This window comes from Cylindrospermum stagnale PCC 7417, assembly GCF_000317535.1.
Taxonomy (GTDB): Bacteria; Cyanobacteriota; Cyanobacteriia; order Cyanobacteriales; family Nostocaceae; genus Cylindrospermum; species Cylindrospermum stagnale.
The window spans coordinates 6,453,484-6,475,228 of the sequence record NC_019757.1; the positions used below are offsets into that span (position 1 = coordinate 6,453,484).

Below are 21,745 nucleotides of genomic sequence, written 5' to 3' on the forward strand. Positions count from 1 at the left end.
ATCAATCTACCCCTTTATTTCTTACCCAATTGCGAAAAGCTTTAAGCGTTGCATTTCTCCCTGCGGTTTTACTTTTCTCAAGATATTGGGGAATCACTTCAATTAAGGGTAAATCGGGAAAATTTAAACTTGACTGAGACTCTACATAATTCCCATCTTGTAAAAGATTAATTTTTAACTTACCTTTTTCAAAACGCCAGAGTTCTGAAACCTGTAAAGCTTGATAAATATTTGGATGAGTGCGGGAAGTAATATCAATTTCTAAGGCTAAATCTGGTGGAGGATCGATTGTTAAATCTAGTCACTTTTTCCCACGAATTAAAGCTTCATTTTTAATATAAAAACATTGGTCAGGTTCTATACCTTTCTCCATAAATTGATTTTTAAAGGTAGTAGAACCAAGACATCTAAATTCAATATCTAGTTCTTCTAATAGTGCTTTGACTAAATCGCTAATAATTTCTTTATCGTCTTCATGTTCTGGTAATGGAGTTATAAGTTCTAACATTCCCCTGTCATAAGCAATTCGTGCTGCACGATGCTCTCCTAATTCTTCGATAAATGCTTCTAATTCTGTCCAAGTGACATTTTGCAATAAAACTCTTTGTCCTGGTGGTACATAGATGCGCTTTAGCTCCAACAACATCATTTCCACTCCTTGCAAAATATCAAAGTTCAAATATTCTAAAACTAGTAGAAACCTCTAGTTCTTCCCTCCGCGTCTCTGCGTGAAAAAAGAACCCAAAACCTCATGGCAACGTCTTGTCAGTTTAACTAAAAATACCAAAAAAAAATTACTCTGTCAATATCAATCGCTGAAAACACCAATCTTCGTAAAATAATTGAGAATAGTATCAATAATATTGAGAATAGAGGCTATTTATTGAGAACTTGTTAATTCTACAATTTTTCTAAAAATTGATATAAGCGAAAATTATTAATCTCAAAAGATGAATAAAGAGGGCGGGGAGACCCCGCCCCTACGGGTTACCGTTTTGCTAATTTCTTGGACATCTTGCGGAGACGAATTGATTGGGGTGTTACTTCCACTAATTCATCTGGGCCGATGTACTCAAGGGCACGTTCTAGACTCATGTCTATGGGTGCTTGCAACTGTACCAGTTCATCACCACCAGCGGCGCGGTGGTTGGTTAGCTGCTTGGTTTTACAGATGTTCAGTTCTAAGTCTTGGGGGCGATTGTGTTCACCAACAATCATGCCTCTGTAAACTTTGGTGCCGGGAGTGATAAAGAATGAACCTCTATCTTCAGCGTTTCTCATGGCGTAGAAGGTAGAAACACCTTCTTCAAAGGAGATTAAAACGCCTTTGTTCCGGGCTTCAATTTCGCCACTGAATTGACGGTAGTCGAGGAAACTGTGATTCATGATGCCTTCACCACGAGTCATCCGCATAAATTCACCCCGGAAACCAATTAAGCCACGGGCGGGAATCACGAACTCTAGTTGTGTGCGATCGCCACTACCAGGTTGCATATCTTGCATTTCGCCTTTGCGTTGTCCCAAGCGTTCGATGCAGCTACCGACGCCATCGGCGGGAACGTCCAACACTAGGAGTTCATAAGGTTCGCAAGGTTGACCGTTAACTTCACGGTAAATTACTTGAGGCTGAGATACTTGGAACTCGAAACCTTCGCGGCGCATGGTTTCGATTAAGATACCCAGGTGTAATTCTCCCCGACCGGAAACCAGGAATTTATCTGGTGAATCGGTTTCTTCAACCCGCAGGGCGACGTTTGTTTCCAATTCGCGGAATAAGCGATCGCGCACTTGGCGAGAAGTTACCAACTTACCTTCTTGACCAGCAAAGGGAGAATCATTCACCCAGAAGGTCATTTGCAAAGTTGGTTCATCCACTTTAATTAGTGGTAAAGCTTGGGGTTCGTTGGGGTCAGTGATCGTTTCCCCGATATAAGCATCAGCAAAACCAGACACGGCAACGATATAGCCGGCGGTTGCTTCTTCCATTTCCACCCGCTTCAAGCCTTCAAAGCCCATCAGCTTGGTGATTTTACCCTTGACAATGGTGCCATCTTCTGTAACCAGCGCGGCTTGCTGCCCAGAGCGGATAGTCCCATTGTGAATTCTCCCAATGACAATCCGCCCCAAATATTCAGAATAATCTAGGGTTGTGACTTGCAATTGCAGGGGCTTATTGGGGTCACCTACAGGTGCTGGTACGTGGCGGAGAATTGCTTCAAATAAAGGTTGCATATCTACCGCTTCTGCTTCCAAGCTTTCCTTGGCGTAACCTCCCATACCGGAGGCAAACAGATAGGTAAAATCACACTGGTCTTCATCTGCCCCTAATTCCAAGAACAGATCGAGAACTTTATCAACCGCAACGTGGGGGTCAGCTTGTCCACGGTCGATTTTGTTGACAACAAGAATTGGGCGCAGACCTTTTTCCAACGCTTTTTTGAGGACAAAGCGCGTTTGGGGCATGGGGCCTTCGTTGGCATCAACAATCAGCAGACATCCGTCAACCATGCCGAGTACCCGTTCCACTTCACCGCCGAAGTCAGCGTGTCCAGGGGTATCAACAATATTAATCAGCGTTTCTTTATAGCGAACCGCTGTATTTTTGGAAAGGATAGTAATTCCTCGTTCCCTTTCTAGGGCGTTGGAGTCCATGACGCAATCCGGAACGTCTTCCCCTTCGCGGAAAATGCCGGATTGTTTGAGGAGTGCATCAACGAGGGTGGTTTTGCCGTGGTCAACGTGGGCAATAATGGCGACGTTACGAATTGGGAGCGTCATAGAAGCTTTTTGCGAACTCTTAGAAGGGATTTTTGGATTAACAACTAAATGTTAGAGTGATAGGCTTTTCTAACAGAATTAGGCACGATCAGCAAATTCTGTAAAGAACCTTTAACAATTCTAGCTTAATTGTCACAATTAAGTAAAATTTTGCAACTGCGTCCGCAACAAAAATTTGAGGCGATTTGAAGGGTGTATTTGGCTGTGAAATATTTACTTGGTAAGGATTCTCGGACTTTTTGGGGAAAGGGTAAATTTAATTAAGTTTACCAATGACCCCAAGTGCAGAGTTGGGAAAGATCAATGGCTAGGCATAATTGCTGGAGGATTCGGGTTGAGATGGCGGTGTTATGATTTTAGATGGGCTGTTGATTTAAGATCGCGATCGCCTGAGTTTGACAAACCAGTGGCGATGTCCAAGGAAGCCCGCCGGAGTTGCATTTACCAAAATTTGCTCTTGTCAGTCGATACATCCGCCAAGTGTCAACAATGGGTTTGGTCAAGTTACGGATTAAAGAGTTTGCCGCTAGAGAAGGCTGGACACTCAAGGAAGTTTCTGAGCGGTCTAAAGTGCCATATAGTACCGTGAAAAGTTATGCCGTGTCTCCGGGAATGGTGATGGCTGATTTAACTGCCTTGCGAAGACTAGCACGGACTTTTGATGTGTTAATTGAAGACTTGTTTGATGTAGTCGAAGAATAAGCTTAGAAAAAACCTAGAGACGTTGCATGCAACGTCTCTACATCAATTTGTTAGACATTGATTTTGGTATCCTTTTTCACGGGCATTTACTTAAAGTCCGTGCCAAAATTAACTTATATCTCTATAAATTTATAAGTAATGGCTTGGCTATCAGGACAGCGATTGCAGGATGGTAAGTATACCATTGAAAGGAAGTTAGGACAGGGCGGTTTTGGCATTACTTATCTTGCCAGAGATAAAAATGGCAATCCATTTGTTATCAAAACCCTGAAGGATACAGATATAGACAATGATGATTTTGATAAACGCCAGCAAGATTTTGTTAATGAAGCACTCAGATTAGCTAAATGCAGTCATCCTCATATTGTTAAAGTTTACAACTGTATCAATGAGGGTGGACTATTGGGTATGGTCATGGAGTATATTGAAGGGGAAGAGTTAGGCAGTTTAGGAAATGTACCAGAGTCTCAGGCTTTAGGCTATATTCGACAAATTGGTGAAGCATTAACAGTTGTTCATCAAAATGGTTTATTACATCGGGATGTCACACCAAAAAATATCCTAGTAAGAAGTAATAAATCTGAAGCCGTTCTGATTGATTTTGGAATTTCCCGTGAGTTTGCCCCTAATGTAACGCAGACTCATACAGCATTTTTTACACCTTTCTATGCACCACCTGAGCAATATAATCCTCGTGCCAAGCGCGGCCCTTTTATGGATGTATACTCTTTAGCTGCAACCCTATACAAATTGCTAACGGGATCAGAACCTGAATCCGCAGTCTCTAGAGCAATTGGTTGTCAACTAGCGGAACCCAAAAAACTTAATTCTAGTATTAGTAATAGAATTAATAAGGCAATTCTTAAAGGAATGGAGTTACAACCAGATAACCGTCCTCAGTCAGTTCAAGAATGGTTAGAACTTTTAAAAGTACCAAAAATTACGAGTTTAAATATAGACGAATTGTTCTTAGAAGTTATTGAACTTTCCTTAGAAGAATAGAAAAGCGTTAACTCTCTCTACATCTTAACTCCGCGTCCTCTGCGCCTCTGCGGTTCGTTTCCCCATCAACCCCAACACCAACATGAAAATGCGATAACATAAAATTACATCATGGAAGCACTACCGCGAGAAATTCAAAGATATATTACACTTGATAACAAGATTCCCTTTGATGACTGGTTTAATTCTTTACGAGATACTAAAGCTAAAGATAAAGTTATTGTGAGATTGGAGCGAGTAAAGCTAGGTAATTTAGGTGATTACCGCTCAATTGAACAAGGAGTATACGAATTAAGAATTGACTTTGGGCCTGGTTATCGTGTTTATTTTGGACAAATTGGCACAACCATAGTACTTCTACTATGCGGTGGAGACAAAAGTAGTCAACAGCAAGATATTCGCCAAGCTCTAGAATACTGGAAAGCCTACAGGAGTTAAACAAATGCTTAAAAGTTTACCTTACCAAGACTTTTTAATCTCACATCTCAAAGACAAAAATCATGCGGCTGGTTATATTGAAGCTGTGTTTGAAGAACAAGATCCCGAACCTGAACTACTCAAACTTGTACTCAGCAATGTAGCCGAAGCACTGAGTGAACAAAATATGACACCTGAAGAAGCAAAACTGCATCGAGAAAAACTAGATGAATTGCTATCCCAACAGGGAAGTGAAGCAATTTATAATCTGGGAACTTGGCTAAATGCTTTGGGATTAAAACTAACCGTTGCTGTTGCTGAAAAGGTAGAAGATAATAACATCACTAATGCTGTCACTAGCTCCGAAGTTCCTGTTTAACCAAAATGCTATCAGAACGCTTTACCGCAGCCCTTACCTACGCCACCGAACTCCACGCCAAACAGGTGCGTAAAGGCTCAGGAGTCCCTTATATTGCCCATTTATTGGGTGTCACCAGTATTGCATTAGAACATGGTGCTAACGAAGACGAAGCGATCGCATCTTTATTACATGATGCCATCGAAGATCAAGGCGGTGCTGCCACAAGAGCAGAAATCCGCCAGCGCTTTGGTGAGAACGTGACAGCAATTGTCGATGCTTGCACAGACGCCGACACCACACCCAAACCCCCTTGGAAACAGCGCAAACAAGCATATATTGCCCATATTCCCACCGCTTCCCCATCAGTGCTGCTAGTTTCCGCAGCGGATAAACTCTACAATGCTCAGTCAATTCTCAGAGATTATCGCATCGTCGGTGAAACACTGTGGCAACGCTTTCAGGGCGGTAGAACGGGTACACTGTGGTATTATCGAGCGCTGGTGGATGCTTTTAACAAAACGAAAGTAACTCCCCTGGTAGAAGAACTAGAACGGGTAGTTTTAGAGTTAGAGATGCTGACAAACCATAAAAAATGAAGGATGAAGGCTGAATCATTTCATCCTTCACACTTCATAATTTGGTTGATTACTGTCTTTTGTTTGTTAGCGAAACAGACTTTTGTCGGGTGCGTCAGACTCAATAATTCGGTAACCATAACAGATTTTCGATATCTGACGCACCCTACTAATATGCCAGTTGATCACAGTCCTTTGTTTGTTAGCGAAACAGACTACTGAGTGAACTATCTTCATGAATTCGCCAGATGGCTTCACCTAGCAGATTAGCCACTGAAAGCACCACTAATTGGGGAAAGTGATTGTTTTCGGGGATAGGAATTGTATTAGTGACTATAACTTCCTCAAATAAGCCACTTGACAACCGCTCAATTGCCGGCGGAGAGAACACTGCATGAGTTGCACAGGCATATACCTGACTTGCGCCTTCCTCCCGCAGCAACCTGGCTCCTTCTGCAATCGTGCCACCAGTATCGATCATGTCATCTACCAACACAGCCGTTTTCCCCTTGACATCACCGATAACATTCATCACTTCGGCTACATTATGAGCCTGACGACGTTTATCAATAATTGCCAGTGGGGCATCATTTAGCTTTTTCGCAAATGCCCTGGCTCGTGCGACACCGCCGACATCGGGGGAAACAACCACAATGTCTTGTAGTTCTTTGCTGGCTAAATAATCCAGCAGAACTGGCGAACCGTAAACATGATCAAAGGGAATATCGAAATAACCTTGAATTTGCGCTGCATGCAAATCCATTGCCAGAATCCGGTTAGCACCTGCTTGAGTAATCAGGTTAGCAACTAGCTTGGCAGTTATTGACTCTCTGCCTGCCGTTTTGCGATCGGCACGAGCGTAACCATAGTAGGGTATTACTGCTGTAACCTGTCGCGCAGAAGCTCGACGACAGGCGTCAACCATAATCAACAATTCCATTAAATGATCGTTTACAGGTTGACAAGTTGGCTGGATTAAATAGACATCGCAACCCCGAATCGATTCTTGGATTTGAACGTAGAGTTCTCCATCCGCAAATCTTTTGCGAATCATTGGCCCCAAGTCCATCCCCAGATAACGAGCGACTTCTTGAGACAGTGGTACGTTGGCAGAGCCAGAAAATAACCGCAGGCGATGATTTTCAGTCAGTCCTGTTGTCACTGGCTGCACTTTTAAAGTTGCAGAACTGAGCACAGCAGATCCTCGATGTGCATTCATGGCAATATTATCATTAGATATTTAGCAGATTTAACCGAAATAGCCTAAACAACGCCTGTAAGTTTTGTTGAAAATTTCACACAAACTTTAAACATTTCTCCATAAAATTAACAATGGGCTAATTTTTTAGCCCTGATGCTAAACAAACCATTGATAGCTTAACTGACATCAAGTCTGTCAACTAGATTTTTTGTGCAAATTTTTTGGGTTGAGGTAAACAACGCAAATCATGAAAACCTGGTGTGGTAGATTACTAAATTCTACTTGCTTAATTTTATAACTGATAGCAACCAATTCACAGGTTGAGGAAAAATTCAACATACCCATGCTATATGATCCTGATGCTGAACTCGGTTGCCGAAACTCTGGTTGTTGCCAGCAGTTCTCTCGCCACTATACCTGTACTGCACAGCAAAACCTAGTCCAAGTAGGCCAGAGGTAAGAGGCAAGAAAGCTTATTTGATAGGCTTGTTCTATTTTTTAAACTGGATAGTTATTTCTGCCACCCGGCACTAGTTGCTCGCCTCTGCTGCTACGAGCTAGAGTAGCGTTAGCGTTAGCGTCTTTGCGAAAATAGCTGAAAATAGATTAAAAACTTACTACACAAGCAAAAGTGCGAAAGTTCTGACTTTCCCCAAGGGAGAGCAATGATGGAGATGGCAACGAAACATAAAGGTTCACGTTCTGGATACTTCAGCCTTTAGCCTTTATACTTCATGCTGTAGAAGACTTTCTCCTCAGTTGCCACTACACTCTATCAATTGATCATGCAACCACCCATTACAGTTGGTACTGTCCTACAAAACCGTTACCGCATAATTCAAATTCTCGGACAGGGAGGATTTGGTAGAACCTATCTTGCAGAAGACCAGAGGCGCTTTAATGAACCTTGCGCGATTAAAGAGTTGATTCTCACAGCAACGGGGTCTTTCGCTCTTGAAAAGGCGCAAGAGCTTTTCCAGCGAGAATCTGCTATTTTGTATCAAATCGATCATCCACAAGTACCTAAATTCCGAGAGAGGTTTGAACAAGACGATCGCTTGTTTTTGGTGGAGGACTATGTTGCAGGTAAGACCTACCGGGCGCTGCTGGCTGAACGTCTTGCTGAAGGTCTTGCCTTCACCGAGGCAGAAGTATTGCAGTGGCTGATTTCTTTGTTACCCGTTTTGCAGCATATTCATAGTCTGGGGATTATTCACCGGGATATTTCACCAGAAAATATTATTTTGCGAGCTGGTGACGACAAGCCAGTGTTAATCGATTTTGGGGTGGTGAAAGAATTAGCAACCAGATTGCAATCCCCAGACACAACGCCAGTCACCTCTGTGGGTAAATTAGGCTATTCTCCCAGTGAGCAAATGCAAACAGGGCAAGCTTATCCTAGTAGTGACTTGTATGCTTTAGGGGTAACGGCGATCGTTTTGCTGACTGGTAAAGAAGCAACGGCGCTATTTGATCAAACCCAATTAACTTGGAATTGGCAACAGTGGGTGGGAGTTAATCCGCTATTTGCCGAGGTTTTGCAGCGGATGTTGAATTATAAACCAAGCGATCGCTATCAAAGTGCTGCGGATGTACTCCAAGCCCTGCAATCTTTAGATCAACCCCATGTCTCTATTCCCGTATCTCACCTGCAAACTATCGCTGTGGGTCATCGTCCTGACCCCTTACCACCTTCATCTTTCCCCAACAAACCCCATCCTGTAATTCTAAAGAGTCGCGATGGCTCAATCTTAGATAGCCCGTTTGCAGTTGGGGCAATTGGTAGCGCTGTAGTGATTCTAGCGGGATTAGGTTCTTGGGCGCTGGTGAATTCGATCCGCAGTCAATCAAAAACAACACCAGAAGCAGCACCGCCACAAACTTTCCCCTCACCAGTTATTTCTGGTAGTACAACACCAACACCCACAGCCACACCCACATCTACACCCACACCCACACCCACCAAAATTGAATTTGTTGTGTTGAATAAGCGCCTCAATTTAGGAGCATCTAACACAACTAAAGTAGATGACACTCTCAAAGCAAATCAAATATTCCGGTACTCCTTTATTGGCGAAGTAGGGCAAAAGTTAACTGCGTCTGTTGACCAAGGAAGTGGTATTTTGTTAACTATCTTACGTTCCAATCGCCAACCAATTGATAATCAATCCCTGGAAGTTCAAGCATACGAAGGAATATTGCCTTCTACTGGTAGATATACTATTCAATTAAGTTTGGCTCCATCGGTTGCCGCAAGTGATTATACCCTAAATGTTTCTTTAGAAAACCCAGTTAAAGCAACGCCGACACCAACGCCCACGCCAACAGTCACACCAACACCAACGCCCACAATAACACCAACAGCAACACCAAGCCCCACTACTAGCGAAGAACCACAAAAACCAGAGGCGGAAATAACACCAACACCAGCCCCTGGTGAAACAAGTTCACCCTAAATTAAGCAGTATTGATGGCATCCTTAACAATGACAGATGCTATCGTTTAGGATGCCTAAATTACACTGTAATATAGGATTTATTCATTGGGGATGTAAACGTTGAATTAATTCAATAATTATTATTTATTACTTTCTGACAAATAATAACCTGTACATCATCTCTTTTTTGATGTTAGATTAAATCCTCCGGCAATTAAAAAATAATTGATTATGATTGATTTATGATCAATGACTTCAAAAGTAATAACGCTGCTAAAATAATTTGAAAACACTACTGATTACGGGAACTGATACAGAGGCTGGCAAAACGGTTTTAACAACAGCCTTGGCCGCCTATTGGCAAAAATATTATCCTCAACACAGCTGGGGAATTATGAAACCGATTCAAGCGGGGATAGGCGATCGCGAATGGTACCAAAATCTATTTGCCCTAGAGCAATCAGCCGCAGAAATCACACCGTTGTATTTTCAAGCGCCCCTCGCGCCTCCGATCGCCGCCGCCAAAGAAAATCGCCGCGTTGATTTAGCCGTAGTTTGGCAAGCTTTGACAGAGTTGCAAAAGCGTCGTGATTTCGTCTTGGTAGAAGCTTTAGGTGGTTTAGGCTCACCAATAACCGAGGAATTTACCATAGCTGATTTAGCGGGAGAATGGCGTTTACCAACACTGTTAGTCGTACCAGTGAGGTTGGGTGCGATCGCGCAAGCCGTAGCCAATGTAGCCTTAGCAAGACAAAAAAAGGTGAATCTCCAAGGCATTATTCTCAACTGTGTCCAACCTCGCACAGAAGCTGAAATAGCCGACTGGACACCACCAGAGTTAATTCAATCACTGACTAACATCCCCGTTTTAGGCTGCTTACCTTATCTAGATAACCTCACAGATTTGGACAAACTCGCCCAAGCAGCATCAAATTTAGATTGGGAAACCTTACATTTCCAAAACGCCTAAACTAAGGAAATAACCTAAGTTAGCTTAGTTTAACTAGCTAGTCTTCAAAATGGTTTCCACATTTCCCAATGCCTCTGCTGTAGATTTATCTCGCTTGCGACTGTCGATTTGCTCATTGCAACCGCAACTTGTAGAATGGCGGCGGCGACTACATCAACAACCAGAGTTAGGTTTTCAAGAAAAACTGACATCTGAATTTGTCGCCCACAAGTTGCAAGAATGGGGAATTGAGCATGCAACTGGCATAGCCCAAACTGGTATTGTTGCCACGATCAAAGGTAATAAACTTGGTTCTGAAAAAGTGTTGGCGATTCGGGCAGATATGGATGCTTTGCCAATCCAAGAACTTAATGAGGTGCCGTATCGCTCACAGCATGATGGAGTGATGCACGCTTGTGGACATGACGGACATACTGCGATCGCCTTAGGCACAGCTTACTATCTTCAACAGCATCGCCAAGACTTTGCCGGTAGCGTCAAAATTATCTTCCAGCCAGCAGAAGAAGGTCCAGGAGGCGCAAAACCGATGATTGCCGCTGGGGTACTGAAAAACCCTGATGTTGATGCAATTATCGGTTTGCACCTGTGGAATAATCTACCCTTGGGGACAGTAGGCGTCCGTGCTGGCGCGTTAATGGCAGCTGTGGAATGCTTTAACTGCACAATTTCGGGTAAAGGTGGACATGGTGCCATGCCCCATCAAACCGTTGATTCGATTGTGGTTGCTGCCCAAATAGTCAATGCCCTACAAACCATTGTGGCTCGGAACGTCAACCCGTTAGATTCCGCAGTAGTGACAGTCGGCGAACTCCACGCCGGCACAAGGGAAAATGTGATTGCTGATACAGCCAAGATGAGCGGCACTGTCAGGTATTTTAATCCTGATTTAACCGACTTTTTTAAACAGCGCATCGAGCAGATTATTGCCGGAGTTTGCCAGAGTCATGGGGCAAAATATAACTTGGATTACTCGAAACTATATCCACCAGTAATCAATGATGCTGATATAGCCGCGCTGGTGCAGTCCGTGGCAGAACAAGTGATAGAAACCCCTGTGGGTATCGTGCCAGAATGCCAAACTATGGGCGGTGAGGATATGTCATTTTTCCTGCAAGAGATACCTGGTTGTTATTTCTTCCTCGGTGCTGCCAATCCCGCCAAGAAATTGGACTATCCCCATCATCACCCCCGATTTGACTTTGATGAAACCGCCTTGGCAATGGGTGTAGAACTCTTTGTGCGTTGTGTAGAAAAATTTTGCGCTTAGGGACTTCCAATTAAAACAATATCCAATCGGTAGGGACACAGCAATGCTGTGCCCCTACCACGTAACGTTTTCAGGCGAATTAGTCTAGCTAAATATAAAACTACTAATACGATCCCAATAAAGTCTTAAAATACTGTTAATTTCTGCCGAACCTCTCGTCCTTCAATTTATAAGCACTACCCCAGAATTACTATGGCTATAGGCTACGTTGCGCTCGTACTTCACGCACACCTGCCCTTCGTTCGTCACCCAGAAAGTGACTACGTGCTAGAGGAAGAATGGCTCTATGAAGCCATTACCGAAACTTACATTCCCTTATTGAAAGTATTTGAAGGCTTAAAGCGAGACGGTATCGACTTTAAAATCACCATGAGTATGACACCCCCCCTAGTGTCAATGCTCCGTGATCCTTTACTACAAGAACGCTATGACGCACACTTAGCCCAACTAGAAGAACTTATAGAGCTAGAAGCGGAGCGTAATGTCCACAATGGGCATCTGCGTTATTTAGCCGAACATTACGCCACTGAGTTTAACGAAGCGCGTGAGCTATGGGAACGTTATGACGGTGACTTGGTAACAGCTTTTAAGCAGTTTCAAGACACAAATAACCTAGAAATTATTACTTGCGGTGCTACTCACGGCTATTTGCCATTGATGAAAATGTATCCGCAAGCTGTGTGGGCGCAAATTCAGGTGGCTTGCGAACACTACGAGCAAACCTTTGGACAAGCGCCTAGAGGCATTTGGTTGCCTGAATGTGCTTACTATGAAGGTGTGGAGCGAATGCTAGCAGATGCTGGTTTGCGCTACTTCCTCACTGATGGACATGGGATTCTTTACGCTCGTCCCCGTCCGCGCTTTGGCACCTATGCCCCGATTTATTCGGAAACTGGTGTGGCTGTTTTTGGTCGAGATCATGAATCTTCTCAACAGGTATGGTCTTCTGAAGTTGGCTATCCTGGGGCGGCAGAATATCGGGAATTTTACAAAGATTTGGGCTGGGAAGCAGAATATGAGTACATCAAGCCTTATATCATGCCCAATGGTCAGCGGAAAAATACGGGCATTAAGTACCACAAAATTACTGGACGCGGCTTAGGATTATCAGATAAAGCTCTCTATGATCCCTATTGGGCTAGGGAAAAGGCAGCAGAACACGCTGCTAACTTTATGTATAACCGCGAGCAACAATCAGCCCATCTCTATGGGATTATGCAGCGTCCGCCGGTGATTGTTTCGCCCTACGATGCAGAGTTGTTTGGACATTGGTGGTATGAAGGCCCTTGGTTTATTGATTATCTGTTCCGCAAGTCCTGGTATGACCAAAAAACCTATGCCATGACCCATTTAGCAGATTATTTACGGGATAACCCAACTCAGCAAGTGTGTCGTCCTTCGCAATCTAGTTGGGGTTATAAGGGTTTCCATGAGTATTGGTTGAATGAAACGAATGCGTGGATTTACCCGCATTTGCACAAAGCTGCTGAACGCATGATTGAAATTTCCACACTGGAACCAGAGGATGAATTGCAATGGAAGGCGCTGAACCAAGCAGCGCGGGAACTGCTATTGGCACAATCTTCTGACTGGGCGTTTATTATGCGGACAGGGACAATGGTGCCTTACGCTGTGAGAAGAACGCGATCGCACCTCATGCGCTTCAACAAGCTTTACGAAGATGTGAAAATCGGTAAAATCGATAGCGGTTGGCTGGAAAAAGTCGAATTAATAGACAATATCTTCCCAGAAATTAACTATCGCGTCTACCGTCCGTTGTAGTACTCTCACACTTAGTCCCAAAAATTAGTTGTCGGGTGGGTGTCAATCGCCTACCCAACATTGCCCTGAAATCCCTTGGAGCGCCTACAGGGCTATGTTGACCTTCGTTTCTCTGGTTTGTTTCTTCTTGAAAATCATCTATCCGCCTTTACCACTTCAAAGCACTTGGCTATTGGTTTTCAAAAAAGTATAAAAATTCACTAAATATAATGCTTAACAGTCTCTGACTATAACTTGCGGTACAGGATTTCTGATTTTAATTATCAGTAAACTTTCGATTAATAGTTTTTGTACCCTTGATAAAAACTGGAATAGCGATGGCGCAAAGCGCCCGCTCTCTTGCGATTGCAAAAGGCGAGTTAGCTGAACTCAATTTCTTGTCAAAATAAAACTCTATTTTCTCAAAAACTCTAAAAACATGACAACCGCTAGTGCAGTAATTACTGATTTGCAACTTGATAGCAAGGACAATACCTATCAGCTAGATGAGCAACAGATAAACAGTATCCAGAACAACGTTGCTGTTAAAGAAACTCTGGAACCAGGAGTATATGTAATTAGAATTCGTGAAGGTTCTTTCGATTACATCAAAGGTGATAACCAAACAGGAGAACCTCTGGTTATACTCTGGATCTACGGTGGTAAATTCAAAAACCTAAAAACTAATAAAGAAATTCCAGCAACCTGGTCAACACTAAACGGTTATGATGATACCCTAACCCTAGCAGTATCAGAAACATCACAACTCCGCGCCTTCTTCTTTGATACCTATAAGGAAGATAATGATGGCAAATTAACAGTTTCAGTGGTCAGAGTTGGTGAACTTAGCGACCTTGGCTAAAAATTGACGGAAAAAAGTAGACAGGAAAACTTAGCTGTTGATGTTCTCAGAAATCATCCAGCAGACTCAAGAACAGCTTTTGCATAGGCAGTGATAAACTTATTCCCCTCCAAAAGCGAAACCCCCAGTCACGATGCCGGGGGTTATTTTTATTGACATTATTGCCAGATGCATTTACTGCTTATTGGGGCAGAGAGCGACTAGCGTAAGCATCCATTGCATAGGCTGGAGTGCGATCGCTATAGTCTGTATCTAAGCCAGTAATAGATTTAGCCAACTTCTCAAAAGAATCAGAACGCCAGTTGCGCTCATGGATGGGCTTGCTTTGCTCTCCCAGAAAATAAGCTAGAGAGCCTAAAACTGAACCAGCGACCCAACCGACAACCAATAATGCAATTAAAATAGTCATTTGAAACCTCTGTGTTTAACTTTTGTTGCTTTATGTAAATAAATATAACGCAGTTGAGGTAAAACTTGCAATCTATCTACATGGTGTGCTAGCCGATAAGATAGGTAGGGTATTCCACACAGGAAATACATACCGTCCATTCAAACCAAAATAGAGACGTTTGATCAAACGTCTCTACAGTGTCGTCTATTCAAATACAAATCGCCGTCAGCGTTTCCGCTCACAGACAGGAAAATTGACTATTCATCTAAACTAATTTCTGTGTCGTCATCATCATGATCGTAAGGGATATCATCAAGATCGATCATCTCTGAGATTTCTTCTACTTCATTGAGATATTCAGATTCTACAGGTTCACGCGGTATTAGGCGACCGGTGGACTTTAGCCATTCTAGAAGAATAAACTCATTACTTGTACGAATTACGGTGGCTCGTTGGTTACGAGGTTCTTCACGCAAAGGGCCTTTAGGCATAATAAAAATTCACTTTGTATTGGGAAAAAACTAGAGTGGCTGAAACCCTTGGGTACTCTTACGTATAAAAAGCTATGAGTAGCAACGTTTTCAGCTTTCACCCCCGTCACTTGCCTACTTGGCACTAACTCCTCAGTAGGTAATAATACAGCATTTCTCTCAAGGAAAGCTCGCCAGAACTGCTTACCTGAGTCTCGGTAATAATTTCTAAACTGGCATTTCCTGCTTACATTGACTACAACGCCAGTAAAGTCCATCCAAACGGATATGACGGAGTAATGTATTTGAGCAGCAAGGGCATTTATGCCTACTGATCATATCTTGCCTGAAGCTGATGGTTGTATGCCGTGGATTATCTGTTGTCAGGTGTGTATGCACTTGGATGTGCTTCTTTAATAGGGCTGGCATTGCAAAAACCTGACAAGTGAATAATAGTTTCAGTCTAAATCATCTTGACAAAAAATTACTAATTTTCATATCATTACTAGCTTTGCTGATCTATTGCACAAGGGTGGGCAAGATGCTCATGTTGCTGATGTCGATTTTGACGGTGCGCGGTGTGTTGAGGGTAACTCTGTCGGCGGAGGTGTTAGCGCCTGCGACTGTCACTTGATCACTGAAGTATGCGTTGCCGGATTGCTGGAGGTTGAGGAGAAAGTCGGTTTGGGTGAGTCCGGTGGCGGTGCCGACTAGGGCGGTTATATTAATTAAGACGGGAGTTGACACTCTCAGGTCTGAAGACACGCTCGATTCTTAGTTCATCGACGTACCTTAAAATCATCCATCCTTTCGGCAATACTTAAACCGGAAACCCGTTTATTGAACAAAGTTTCTAGCCTAATTTGGTTGACCCCAGTGGGCTTCATCTCCCTAAGCGTTAGAGAATCATTTCTCCAGTTCCCGTATGCCCTACGGTACTTTTTACAATCAATAAATAGTGTTGTTCACTGGTCTGAATGCGCGTTGGCATCCTAGCTTTGTTTATTGTGGTTTACTCGCTACCCACTATCCATTATTTTTTCCTAGCCAGTCGTTTTGGGGTTGGTTATCCATTTGTGCTAGCGGTTATTCTACCTGTGGTATAACTATATTATACCACGCCCTGTACCAAAAATTAATTTTGAATGCGGTTAAAACCGCACGAGTCGCTTATATCTCAGCACTCTTCGTGACTGAGCTTTACGCCTATCGGCTAATTTGTAAATAATGGTCTGGGAAATTACTGCTGAAGAATTGCTGGAGCGTTATGCTGATGGGGAGCGTAATTTTGCTGGAATCAAATTGGCTCATTATGGACTCTATGGATTTCGCCGCTCCAAATATGGTAGGCAACTCGATCTCGATGGTGTGGTTTTGCGAGATATCAACCTGCGAGGGGCTTACCTCCATGAAGTCTATCTGATTGGAGCCGATTTGACTGGAGCCGATTTGGGCGGGATTTGCTTGCAAAGTTGTGATTTGACAGGAGCAATTATCCGCGATGCTAATTTGTTTGCTGCTAATGTGACGCACAGTTCCTTCGATAAAGCCGACTTGCGAGGTAGCCATTTAGATCAAATGAATGCCATATTTGGTCATTTCTGGGAAGTTCAAATGGGAACTCTCGACGATGCTATTCTCATCGAAGCTGACTTCAGAGGCGCTCATATCGATAATGGCATGATTTGTCGAGGCATGAATTTGATTTGGAACACCACTATGCCTAATGGCACCCTCTTTCGGGGTCCCCAGTGGGGTAATGGTCATGATAACAGATGATAAAAATTCCTCATCTTTTGCCACCATTAAAGGGGCAGGATTGATAGTATTAAGTTTTGTTTTAATATTGTGTAATAAAAGTACATAAATTTTATTGGTGCAAGATGTGAGTAAAGAGACGCATCAAACAAGCCTGAAAAGAGGGTAAATTTGTACGGTGTGTAATTCCTAAGGGTATACTGAGCTTTTTGCTGTATAAGGATTTTGGTATGTCGCCCTGGACTAGTCTAATAACTGCTCTTGCACTCTTGCTCTACTTTGTGGTAATAATCAATGTCGGCAGAGCTAGAGCTAAATACAAAGTGCCGGTTCCGCAAATGACGGGAGATCCCAACTTTGAGCGAGTTTTGCGCGTCCAGCAAAATACCCTTGAGCAGTTGGTTTTGTTTTTTCCGGCTCTGTGGTTGTTCTCTTTTTACGTTAACCCTTTGTGGGGTGCTGGTATTGGTGGGGCTTGGCTTGTCGGTCGCGCTGCTTACGCTTGGGGATATTATCAAGCTGCTGAAAAGCGGGGAGTTGGCTTTGCTATCAGTTCTCTCAGCAGTGTAGTATTACTTCTGGGTTCGCTGATTGGGATTATACAGTCTTTGGTACGGATATAGTTTTATCTTAATGCTGGACAGGCGAGACGCCTGTCCTACGCAATATGAATTTGCGAGGAAGGGGAAGTAAAAAAACTAACTCGCAGCTAACTTACCCCATCCAACATAAGGCAATTTTGTGGCGATCGCCTGAACTTTGTCAGCATTCGCTACCAACTGTCCGCAAGCATCCCAAGTCCCAGAGATGAAGGTGCTTCTGGTACCTTCACCAATAAAGATTGGTGCTGTGTAATCACCAATTTGCGCTTGCAATTTTTCTAAATCTATGGTGACTGGCGTTTGGGGATTGGCTGCTACTAAATCTTGTAGTTGTTTGACTGCGTCATTATCGGCGGTAACGCAAGGTATCCCCATGGCGACGCAGTTACCAAAGAAGATTTCGGCGAAGCTTTCACCAATGACGGCTTGAATGCCCCATTTAGCCAGGGCTTGAGGTGCATGTTCCCGTGAGGAACCACAGCCAAAGTTACGATTGACTATTAAAATTTTCGCCCCTTGATATTGGGGTTGGTCAAAGGTGTGTTCGCCGTTTAGGGCTTTTCGGTCGTCGATAAACACGCCTTCGCCTAAACCATCAAAGGTGACGGCTTTTAAATAGCGGGCGGGTATGATGCGGTCTGTATCAATGTCGTTACCGATTAAGGGTACAGCGCGACCGGATACTGTTTTAACTTCACTCACCATAATTAATATTAATGAACCACGAAGGCGCGAAGGGCACGAAGGAAGAAAGGTTTGAGAGGATTTACGCAAAAGAGATCCCCCAACTCCCTTTCTAAGGGGGCTTTAGAGGGTTAGGGGGATTGAGGGTTGAGGCATTTTTTGCGTAGGTTCCAATTGAGAAAGTTTTAACGTAAGTTACAGTAAGTCGCGAACGTCGGAGACTTCGCCTTTAATCGCAGCGGTTGCAACCATCGCCGGACTCATGAGTAAGGTACGACCGGAGGATGAACCTTGTCTACCTTTGAAGTTACGGTTGGAGGAGGAGGCGCTGATTTGTCTTCCTTGAAGTTTGTCGGGATTCATTGCTAGACACATGGAACATCCGGGTTCGCGCCACTCAAATCCTGCTGCTTGGAAAATTTTATCGAGTCCTTCGGCTTCGGCTTCTTTTTTGACTCGTTCGGAACCGGGGACGACGAAGGCTTTGACTCCTTCGGCTACATGACGACCTTTGGCAATTTTGGCGGCTTCCCGCAAATCGCTAATTCTTCCGTTGGTGCAACTACCAATAAAGCAGACATCAATTTTTGTGCCTTGGATCGGTTGACCGGGGAACAAGTCCATGTAGCTGTAAGCTTCTTCGGCGATAAATCGGTCTTCTTCTAGGAGTTCGTCGGGTGTGGGGATTTTCTGATTAACGCCGATACCTTGACCGGGTGTGATTCCCCAGGTAACGGTGGGGGGGATTTCGGCGGCGTCGAAGACTACGACATCATCATATTCAGCATCGCTAGCACTGCGGATGGATTCCCACCAAGCGATCGCTTTTTCCCAATCTCCGCCTTTGGGGGCAAAGTCTCTATTTTTGAGATAATCGTAAGTAATTTGGTCGGGATTGACGTAACCGCATCTCGCACCACCTTCGATGGCCATGTTGCAGACTGTCATCCTTTCTTCCATGTTCATTTGCTCAAAGGTGGTACCTGCAAATTCATAAGCGTAGCCGACGCCACCTTTGACGCCGAGGGTGCGGATGATATGCAAAATCACATCTTTGGCGTAAACCCCAGGTTTGAGGATGCCGTTAACTTCGATTTTCCGGACTTTTAGTTTAGATAATGCTAGGGTTTGGGAGGCGAGTACGTCCCGCACTTGGCTGGTACCAATCCCAAATGCGATCGCCCCAAATGCTCCATGACTAGAAGTATGACTGTCTCCACAAGCGATCGTCATGCCTGGTTGGGTAAGTCCCAGTTCGGGAGCAATGACGTGAACTATACCCTGATTGCCTGAACCAATGTTATAAAATGTGATTTTATGATCTTGGCAGCTTTTTTCTAGTGCTTGAATCATTTCCTCTGCCAAGCTATCAACAAAGGGACGCGCCTGATTTTCGGTCGGTACTATGTGATCAACTGTAGCTACAGTCCGTTCTGGAAAAAGTACTTTTAAATCCCGCTCCCGCAGCATCGCAAAGGCTTGGGGACTGGTCACTTCATGGATGAGGTGTAGCCCGATAAATAGTTGCGTCAGCCCTGAAGGAAGTGTACCAACGGTGTGTAAGTCCCAAACTTTATCAAACAGGGTACCTTTGCTCATACGCCAAATGAATATTTAAGGAGTCGGAGATTTGATAGTATCAAAGAATGTATTACATTGAACAATTTATTACAATTTTTCTCGCCTGTCAGTTGCTGTAGGCGTCTCGCCTGTCAGTTGCTGTAGGACAGGCGTCTCGCCTGTCAGTTGCTGTAGGACAGGCGTCTCGCCTGTCAGTCAAAGTCTGCAAACAGATTTAGAGCAGGCGAGACGCCTACTCTACAAATCAAATTTAATTTTTTTAAATGGGCAGTACCAGACTCGAACTGATGACATCCTGCTTGTAAGGCAGGCGCTCTACCAACTGAGCTAACCGCCCGTTTGTCACTTTATTCAATATAGCAAAAGATTGTGCGATCGCGCAAGTGTTTTGGGAAAATATTTTTTCTCTGATACTCTTAATGCTAACGCCAGCACTCAGAAAGGAAGGACTTGGTAGAATGCCCTCTGGTAGGACACACGATAGCATTACTTTGTATGCTCTGCCGGTGGTGGCGGGTGTGAGTTTTTGGCAGACTCGTAGTGGCAATCTAACTTTGTTGGTTGCAGGCGGGTTTTTGTTTGGGGGGCTGATGTTTGGCCCTGATTTGGATATTTACTCTCTTCAATTCCAGCGTTGGGGGTTTTTGCGCTGGATTTGGCTACCTTATCAAAGAAGTTTGCGCCATCGTTCTTTTTTATCTCACGGGCCGATTATTGGCACGATGCTGCGGGTGCTGTATTTGGGGACTTTGCTGGCAATTTTGGCGGTTGTTGGGGCTAAGTTGGGGAATGTTAGGTTTAATTTGGCGGATTTGGGGCGATCGCTTTTTCTTTACGGTGGAGAATTTTTCGCGCTGTTTTTGGGGTTGGAACTCGGTGCTATGAGCCATTCTCTCAGCGATTGGGGCAATTCGGCTTACAAGCGGGTGCGAAAGCAAGGTATTCAAGCTTTGCTGCCAAGTGGCAAAATTAAGAAACGGATTGTTACTAATCGCGGTAAACGTCGATCTGGGTCAAGAACCAGCAAAAGCCGCACCAAATAATAATTTAGAGTTTTGAGAAAATATGGATTCTAATCAAGATCAGACATTGGCGGCATTGCAAGAGTTAATTGAGGTAGTGGCGAAATTGCGATCGCCTGATGGTGGTTGTCCGTGGGATTTAGCACAAACACCCGAAACGCTGACGCCTTATGTGATTGAGGAAGCGTATGAGGTGGTAGATGCGATTAAAAGTGGTGACAAAAATGCGATCGCTGAAGAGTTAGGCGATTTACTATTACAAGTAGTACTGCAAGCCCAAATCGCTAGTGAATCTGGGCAATTTTCCCTGAAAGAAGTTACCCAAGGCATTTCTCAAAAGTTGATTCGCCGTCATCCCCATGTTTTTGGTGACGTGACAGTAGCAAGCATGGATGAAGTGCAGCAAAACTGGCAACAAATCAAAGCCGAAGAAAAGGGAGAAGCAGACAAAGAAGCCCAAAAACTCAGTGACAAACTCAGTCGTTATGGGCGTACCCTTCCCCCATTAACAGCAGCAATGAAGATATCTCAAAAGGCTGCTGCGGCTGGTTTTGAGTGGGAAAATATTGATGAGGTATGGGGTAAATTTCACGAAGAGTTGGGAGAATTACAACAAGCTATAGCTGAAGAAACACCAGCACGACAACAAGCAGAACTAGGTGATTTACTATTTGCGATCATTCAAATAGCCCGTTGGCATGATCTTGAGCCTAGTGAGGCTTTACAGGGTACAAGTCAGCGTTTCATTCAACGGTTACAAAAAATGGAGGCAGTTGTCAACCGCCCTTTTTCAGATTACAGCTTGGAGGAATTAGATGCTCTTTGGCAACAAGCGAAGGCTCAACTTTCCCAAGGAGAATAAAGGAAATTACTATAAAAAAGTTCTGCCCAAATCACTCCATAG

21 protein-coding genes, 1 tRNA gene and 1 pseudogene are annotated in these 21,745 nt (G+C 43.8%); 14 read left to right on the top strand and 9 right to left on the bottom strand.

What is annotated here, in order from left to right; all coding sequences use genetic code 11:
* Position 1: 1 nt before the first annotated feature.
* Both CYLST_RS27295 and typA read right to left on the bottom strand, forming a co-directional pair.
* Positions 2–646: pseudogene (locus CYLST_RS27295) on the bottom strand (Uma2 family endonuclease).
* A gap of 341 nt (positions 647–987) precedes the next feature.
* The gene (gene typA, locus CYLST_RS27300; RefSeq protein ID WP_015210974.1) at positions 988–2,778 is read right to left on the bottom strand and encodes a translational GTPase TypA; all 1,791 of its coding nucleotides are present in this window, start codon (positions 2,776–2,778) and stop codon (positions 988–990) included.
* Between the two features lie 489 nt (positions 2,779–3,267).
* Here typA and CYLST_RS27305 point away from each other — a divergent pair, with 489 nt between their 5' ends.
* The 5 genes from CYLST_RS27305 to CYLST_RS27325 all read left to right on the top strand — a co-directional run bounded on the left by CYLST_RS27305 (position 3,268) and on the right by CYLST_RS27325 (position 5,856).
* Positions 3,268–3,480 carry a helix-turn-helix domain-containing protein gene (locus CYLST_RS27305; RefSeq protein WP_015210975.1) on the top strand — a complete coding sequence of 71 codons (213 nt, stop codon included), beginning with the start codon at positions 3,268–3,270 and terminating at the stop codon, positions 3,478–3,480.
* A gap of 138 nt (positions 3,481–3,618) precedes the next feature.
* The gene (locus CYLST_RS27310) at positions 3,619–4,482 is read left to right on the top strand and encodes a serine/threonine protein kinase (RefSeq protein ID WP_015210977.1); all 864 of its coding nucleotides are present in this window, start codon (positions 3,619–3,621) and stop codon (positions 4,480–4,482) included.
* Positions 4,483–4,593: 111 nt separating this feature from the next.
* Positions 4,594–4,920 (top strand): type II toxin-antitoxin system RelE/ParE family toxin, encoded by a 327-nt coding sequence (locus CYLST_RS27315; RefSeq protein ID WP_015210978.1) that lies wholly within the window; start codon positions 4,594–4,596, stop codon positions 4,918–4,920.
* A 4-nt stretch (positions 4,921–4,924) separates the two neighbouring features.
* Complete coding sequence (locus CYLST_RS27320) at positions 4,925–5,278, top strand: helix-turn-helix domain-containing transcriptional regulator (protein WP_015210979.1); 354 nt, start codon at positions 4,925–4,927, stop codon at positions 5,276–5,278.
* 5 nt (positions 5,279–5,283) lie between these two features.
* Positions 5,284–5,856 (top strand): HD domain-containing protein, encoded by a 573-nt coding sequence (locus tag CYLST_RS27325; RefSeq protein WP_015210980.1) that lies wholly within the window; start codon positions 5,284–5,286, stop codon positions 5,854–5,856.
* Between the two features lie 181 nt (positions 5,857–6,037).
* Here the strand turns inward: CYLST_RS27325 and CYLST_RS27330 are convergent, their stop codons facing one another.
* Positions 6,038–7,054 carry a ribose-phosphate pyrophosphokinase gene (locus CYLST_RS27330; RefSeq protein ID WP_015210981.1) on the bottom strand — a complete coding sequence of 339 codons (1,017 nt, stop codon included), beginning with the start codon at positions 7,052–7,054 and terminating at the stop codon, positions 6,038–6,040.
* A gap of 767 nt (positions 7,055–7,821) precedes the next feature.
* Here CYLST_RS27330 and CYLST_RS27335 point away from each other — a divergent pair.
* The 5 genes from CYLST_RS27335 to CYLST_RS27355 all read left to right on the top strand — a co-directional run bounded on the left by CYLST_RS27335 (position 7,822) and on the right by CYLST_RS27355 (position 14,333).
* On the top strand, positions 7,822–9,492 hold the full coding sequence (locus CYLST_RS27335) for a serine/threonine-protein kinase (protein ID WP_015210982.1): 1,671 nt from the start codon (positions 7,822–7,824) through the stop codon (positions 9,490–9,492).
* 264 nt (positions 9,493–9,756) lie between these two features.
* Positions 9,757–10,443, top strand: a complete 687-nt coding sequence (bioD, locus tag CYLST_RS27340; RefSeq protein WP_015210983.1) for a dethiobiotin synthase — start codon at positions 9,757–9,759, stop codon at positions 10,441–10,443.
* A gap of 49 nt (positions 10,444–10,492) precedes the next feature.
* Entirely contained in the window at positions 10,493–11,710 is a 1,218-nt protein-coding gene (locus tag CYLST_RS27345; protein WP_015210984.1) for a M20 family metallopeptidase, read from the top strand.
* Between the two features lie 192 nt (positions 11,711–11,902).
* Entirely contained in the window at positions 11,903–13,492 is a 1,590-nt protein-coding gene (locus CYLST_RS27350; RefSeq protein ID WP_015210985.1) for a glycoside hydrolase family 57 protein, read from the top strand.
* A 418-nt stretch (positions 13,493–13,910) separates the two neighbouring features.
* Positions 13,911–14,333: a hypothetical protein gene (locus CYLST_RS27355; protein ID WP_015210986.1), complete on the top strand. Its 423-nt coding sequence runs from the start codon at positions 13,911–13,913 to the stop codon at positions 14,331–14,333.
* Positions 14,334–14,514: 181 nt separating this feature from the next.
* Here the strand turns inward: CYLST_RS27355 and CYLST_RS27360 are convergent, their stop codons facing one another.
* The 3 genes from CYLST_RS27360 to CYLST_RS34895 form a co-directional block, all read right to left on the bottom strand.
* The gene (locus CYLST_RS27360; protein WP_015210987.1) at positions 14,515–14,742 is read right to left on the bottom strand and encodes a photosystem II protein, Psb35-related; all 228 of its coding nucleotides are present in this window, start codon (positions 14,740–14,742) and stop codon (positions 14,515–14,517) included.
* A gap of 239 nt (positions 14,743–14,981) precedes the next feature.
* The gene (locus CYLST_RS27365) at positions 14,982–15,215 is read right to left on the bottom strand and encodes a DUF3134 domain-containing protein (RefSeq protein ID WP_015210988.1); all 234 of its coding nucleotides are present in this window, start codon (positions 15,213–15,215) and stop codon (positions 14,982–14,984) included.
* Between the two features lie 498 nt (positions 15,216–15,713).
* A complete protein-coding gene (locus CYLST_RS34895; protein WP_157162645.1) occupies positions 15,714–15,941 on the bottom strand; it encodes a hypothetical protein in 228 nt (75 codons plus the stop codon).
* Between the two features lie 480 nt (positions 15,942–16,421).
* Between CYLST_RS34895 and CYLST_RS32555 the strand changes: the two genes are divergently transcribed.
* Both CYLST_RS32555 and CYLST_RS27380 read left to right on the top strand, forming a co-directional pair.
* The gene (locus tag CYLST_RS32555) at positions 16,422–16,973 is read left to right on the top strand and encodes a pentapeptide repeat-containing protein (protein WP_015210990.1); all 552 of its coding nucleotides are present in this window, start codon (positions 16,422–16,424) and stop codon (positions 16,971–16,973) included.
* Positions 16,974–17,182: 209 nt separating this feature from the next.
* The gene (locus CYLST_RS27380) at positions 17,183–17,575 is read left to right on the top strand and encodes an MAPEG family protein (protein ID WP_015210991.1); all 393 of its coding nucleotides are present in this window, start codon (positions 17,183–17,185) and stop codon (positions 17,573–17,575) included.
* Positions 17,576–17,650: 75 nt separating this feature from the next.
* Here CYLST_RS27380 and leuD read toward each other — a convergent pair whose 3' ends face one another.
* From leuD to CYLST_RS27395, 3 genes are all read right to left on the bottom strand, one after another.
* The gene (gene leuD / locus CYLST_RS27385; RefSeq protein WP_041233299.1) at positions 17,651–18,259 is read right to left on the bottom strand and encodes a 3-isopropylmalate dehydratase small subunit; all 609 of its coding nucleotides are present in this window, start codon (positions 18,257–18,259) and stop codon (positions 17,651–17,653) included.
* Between the two features lie 174 nt (positions 18,260–18,433).
* The gene (gene leuC / locus CYLST_RS27390; protein ID WP_015210993.1) at positions 18,434–19,837 is read right to left on the bottom strand and encodes a 3-isopropylmalate dehydratase large subunit; all 1,404 of its coding nucleotides are present in this window, start codon (positions 19,835–19,837) and stop codon (positions 18,434–18,436) included.
* A 246-nt stretch (positions 19,838–20,083) separates the two neighbouring features.
* Positions 20,084–20,156, bottom strand: a tRNA-Val gene (locus CYLST_RS27395).
* 121 nt (positions 20,157–20,277) lie between these two features.
* Between CYLST_RS27395 and CYLST_RS27400 the strand changes: the two genes are divergently transcribed.
* Positions 20,278–20,862, top strand: a complete 585-nt coding sequence (locus CYLST_RS27400; RefSeq protein WP_015210994.1) for a metal-binding protein — start codon at positions 20,278–20,280, stop codon at positions 20,860–20,862.
* 22 nt (positions 20,863–20,884) lie between these two features.
* Complete coding sequence (gene mazG / locus CYLST_RS27405; protein WP_015210995.1) at positions 20,885–21,703, top strand: nucleoside triphosphate pyrophosphohydrolase; 819 nt, start codon at positions 20,885–20,887, stop codon at positions 21,701–21,703.
* Positions 21,704–21,745 lie beyond the last annotated feature (42 nt).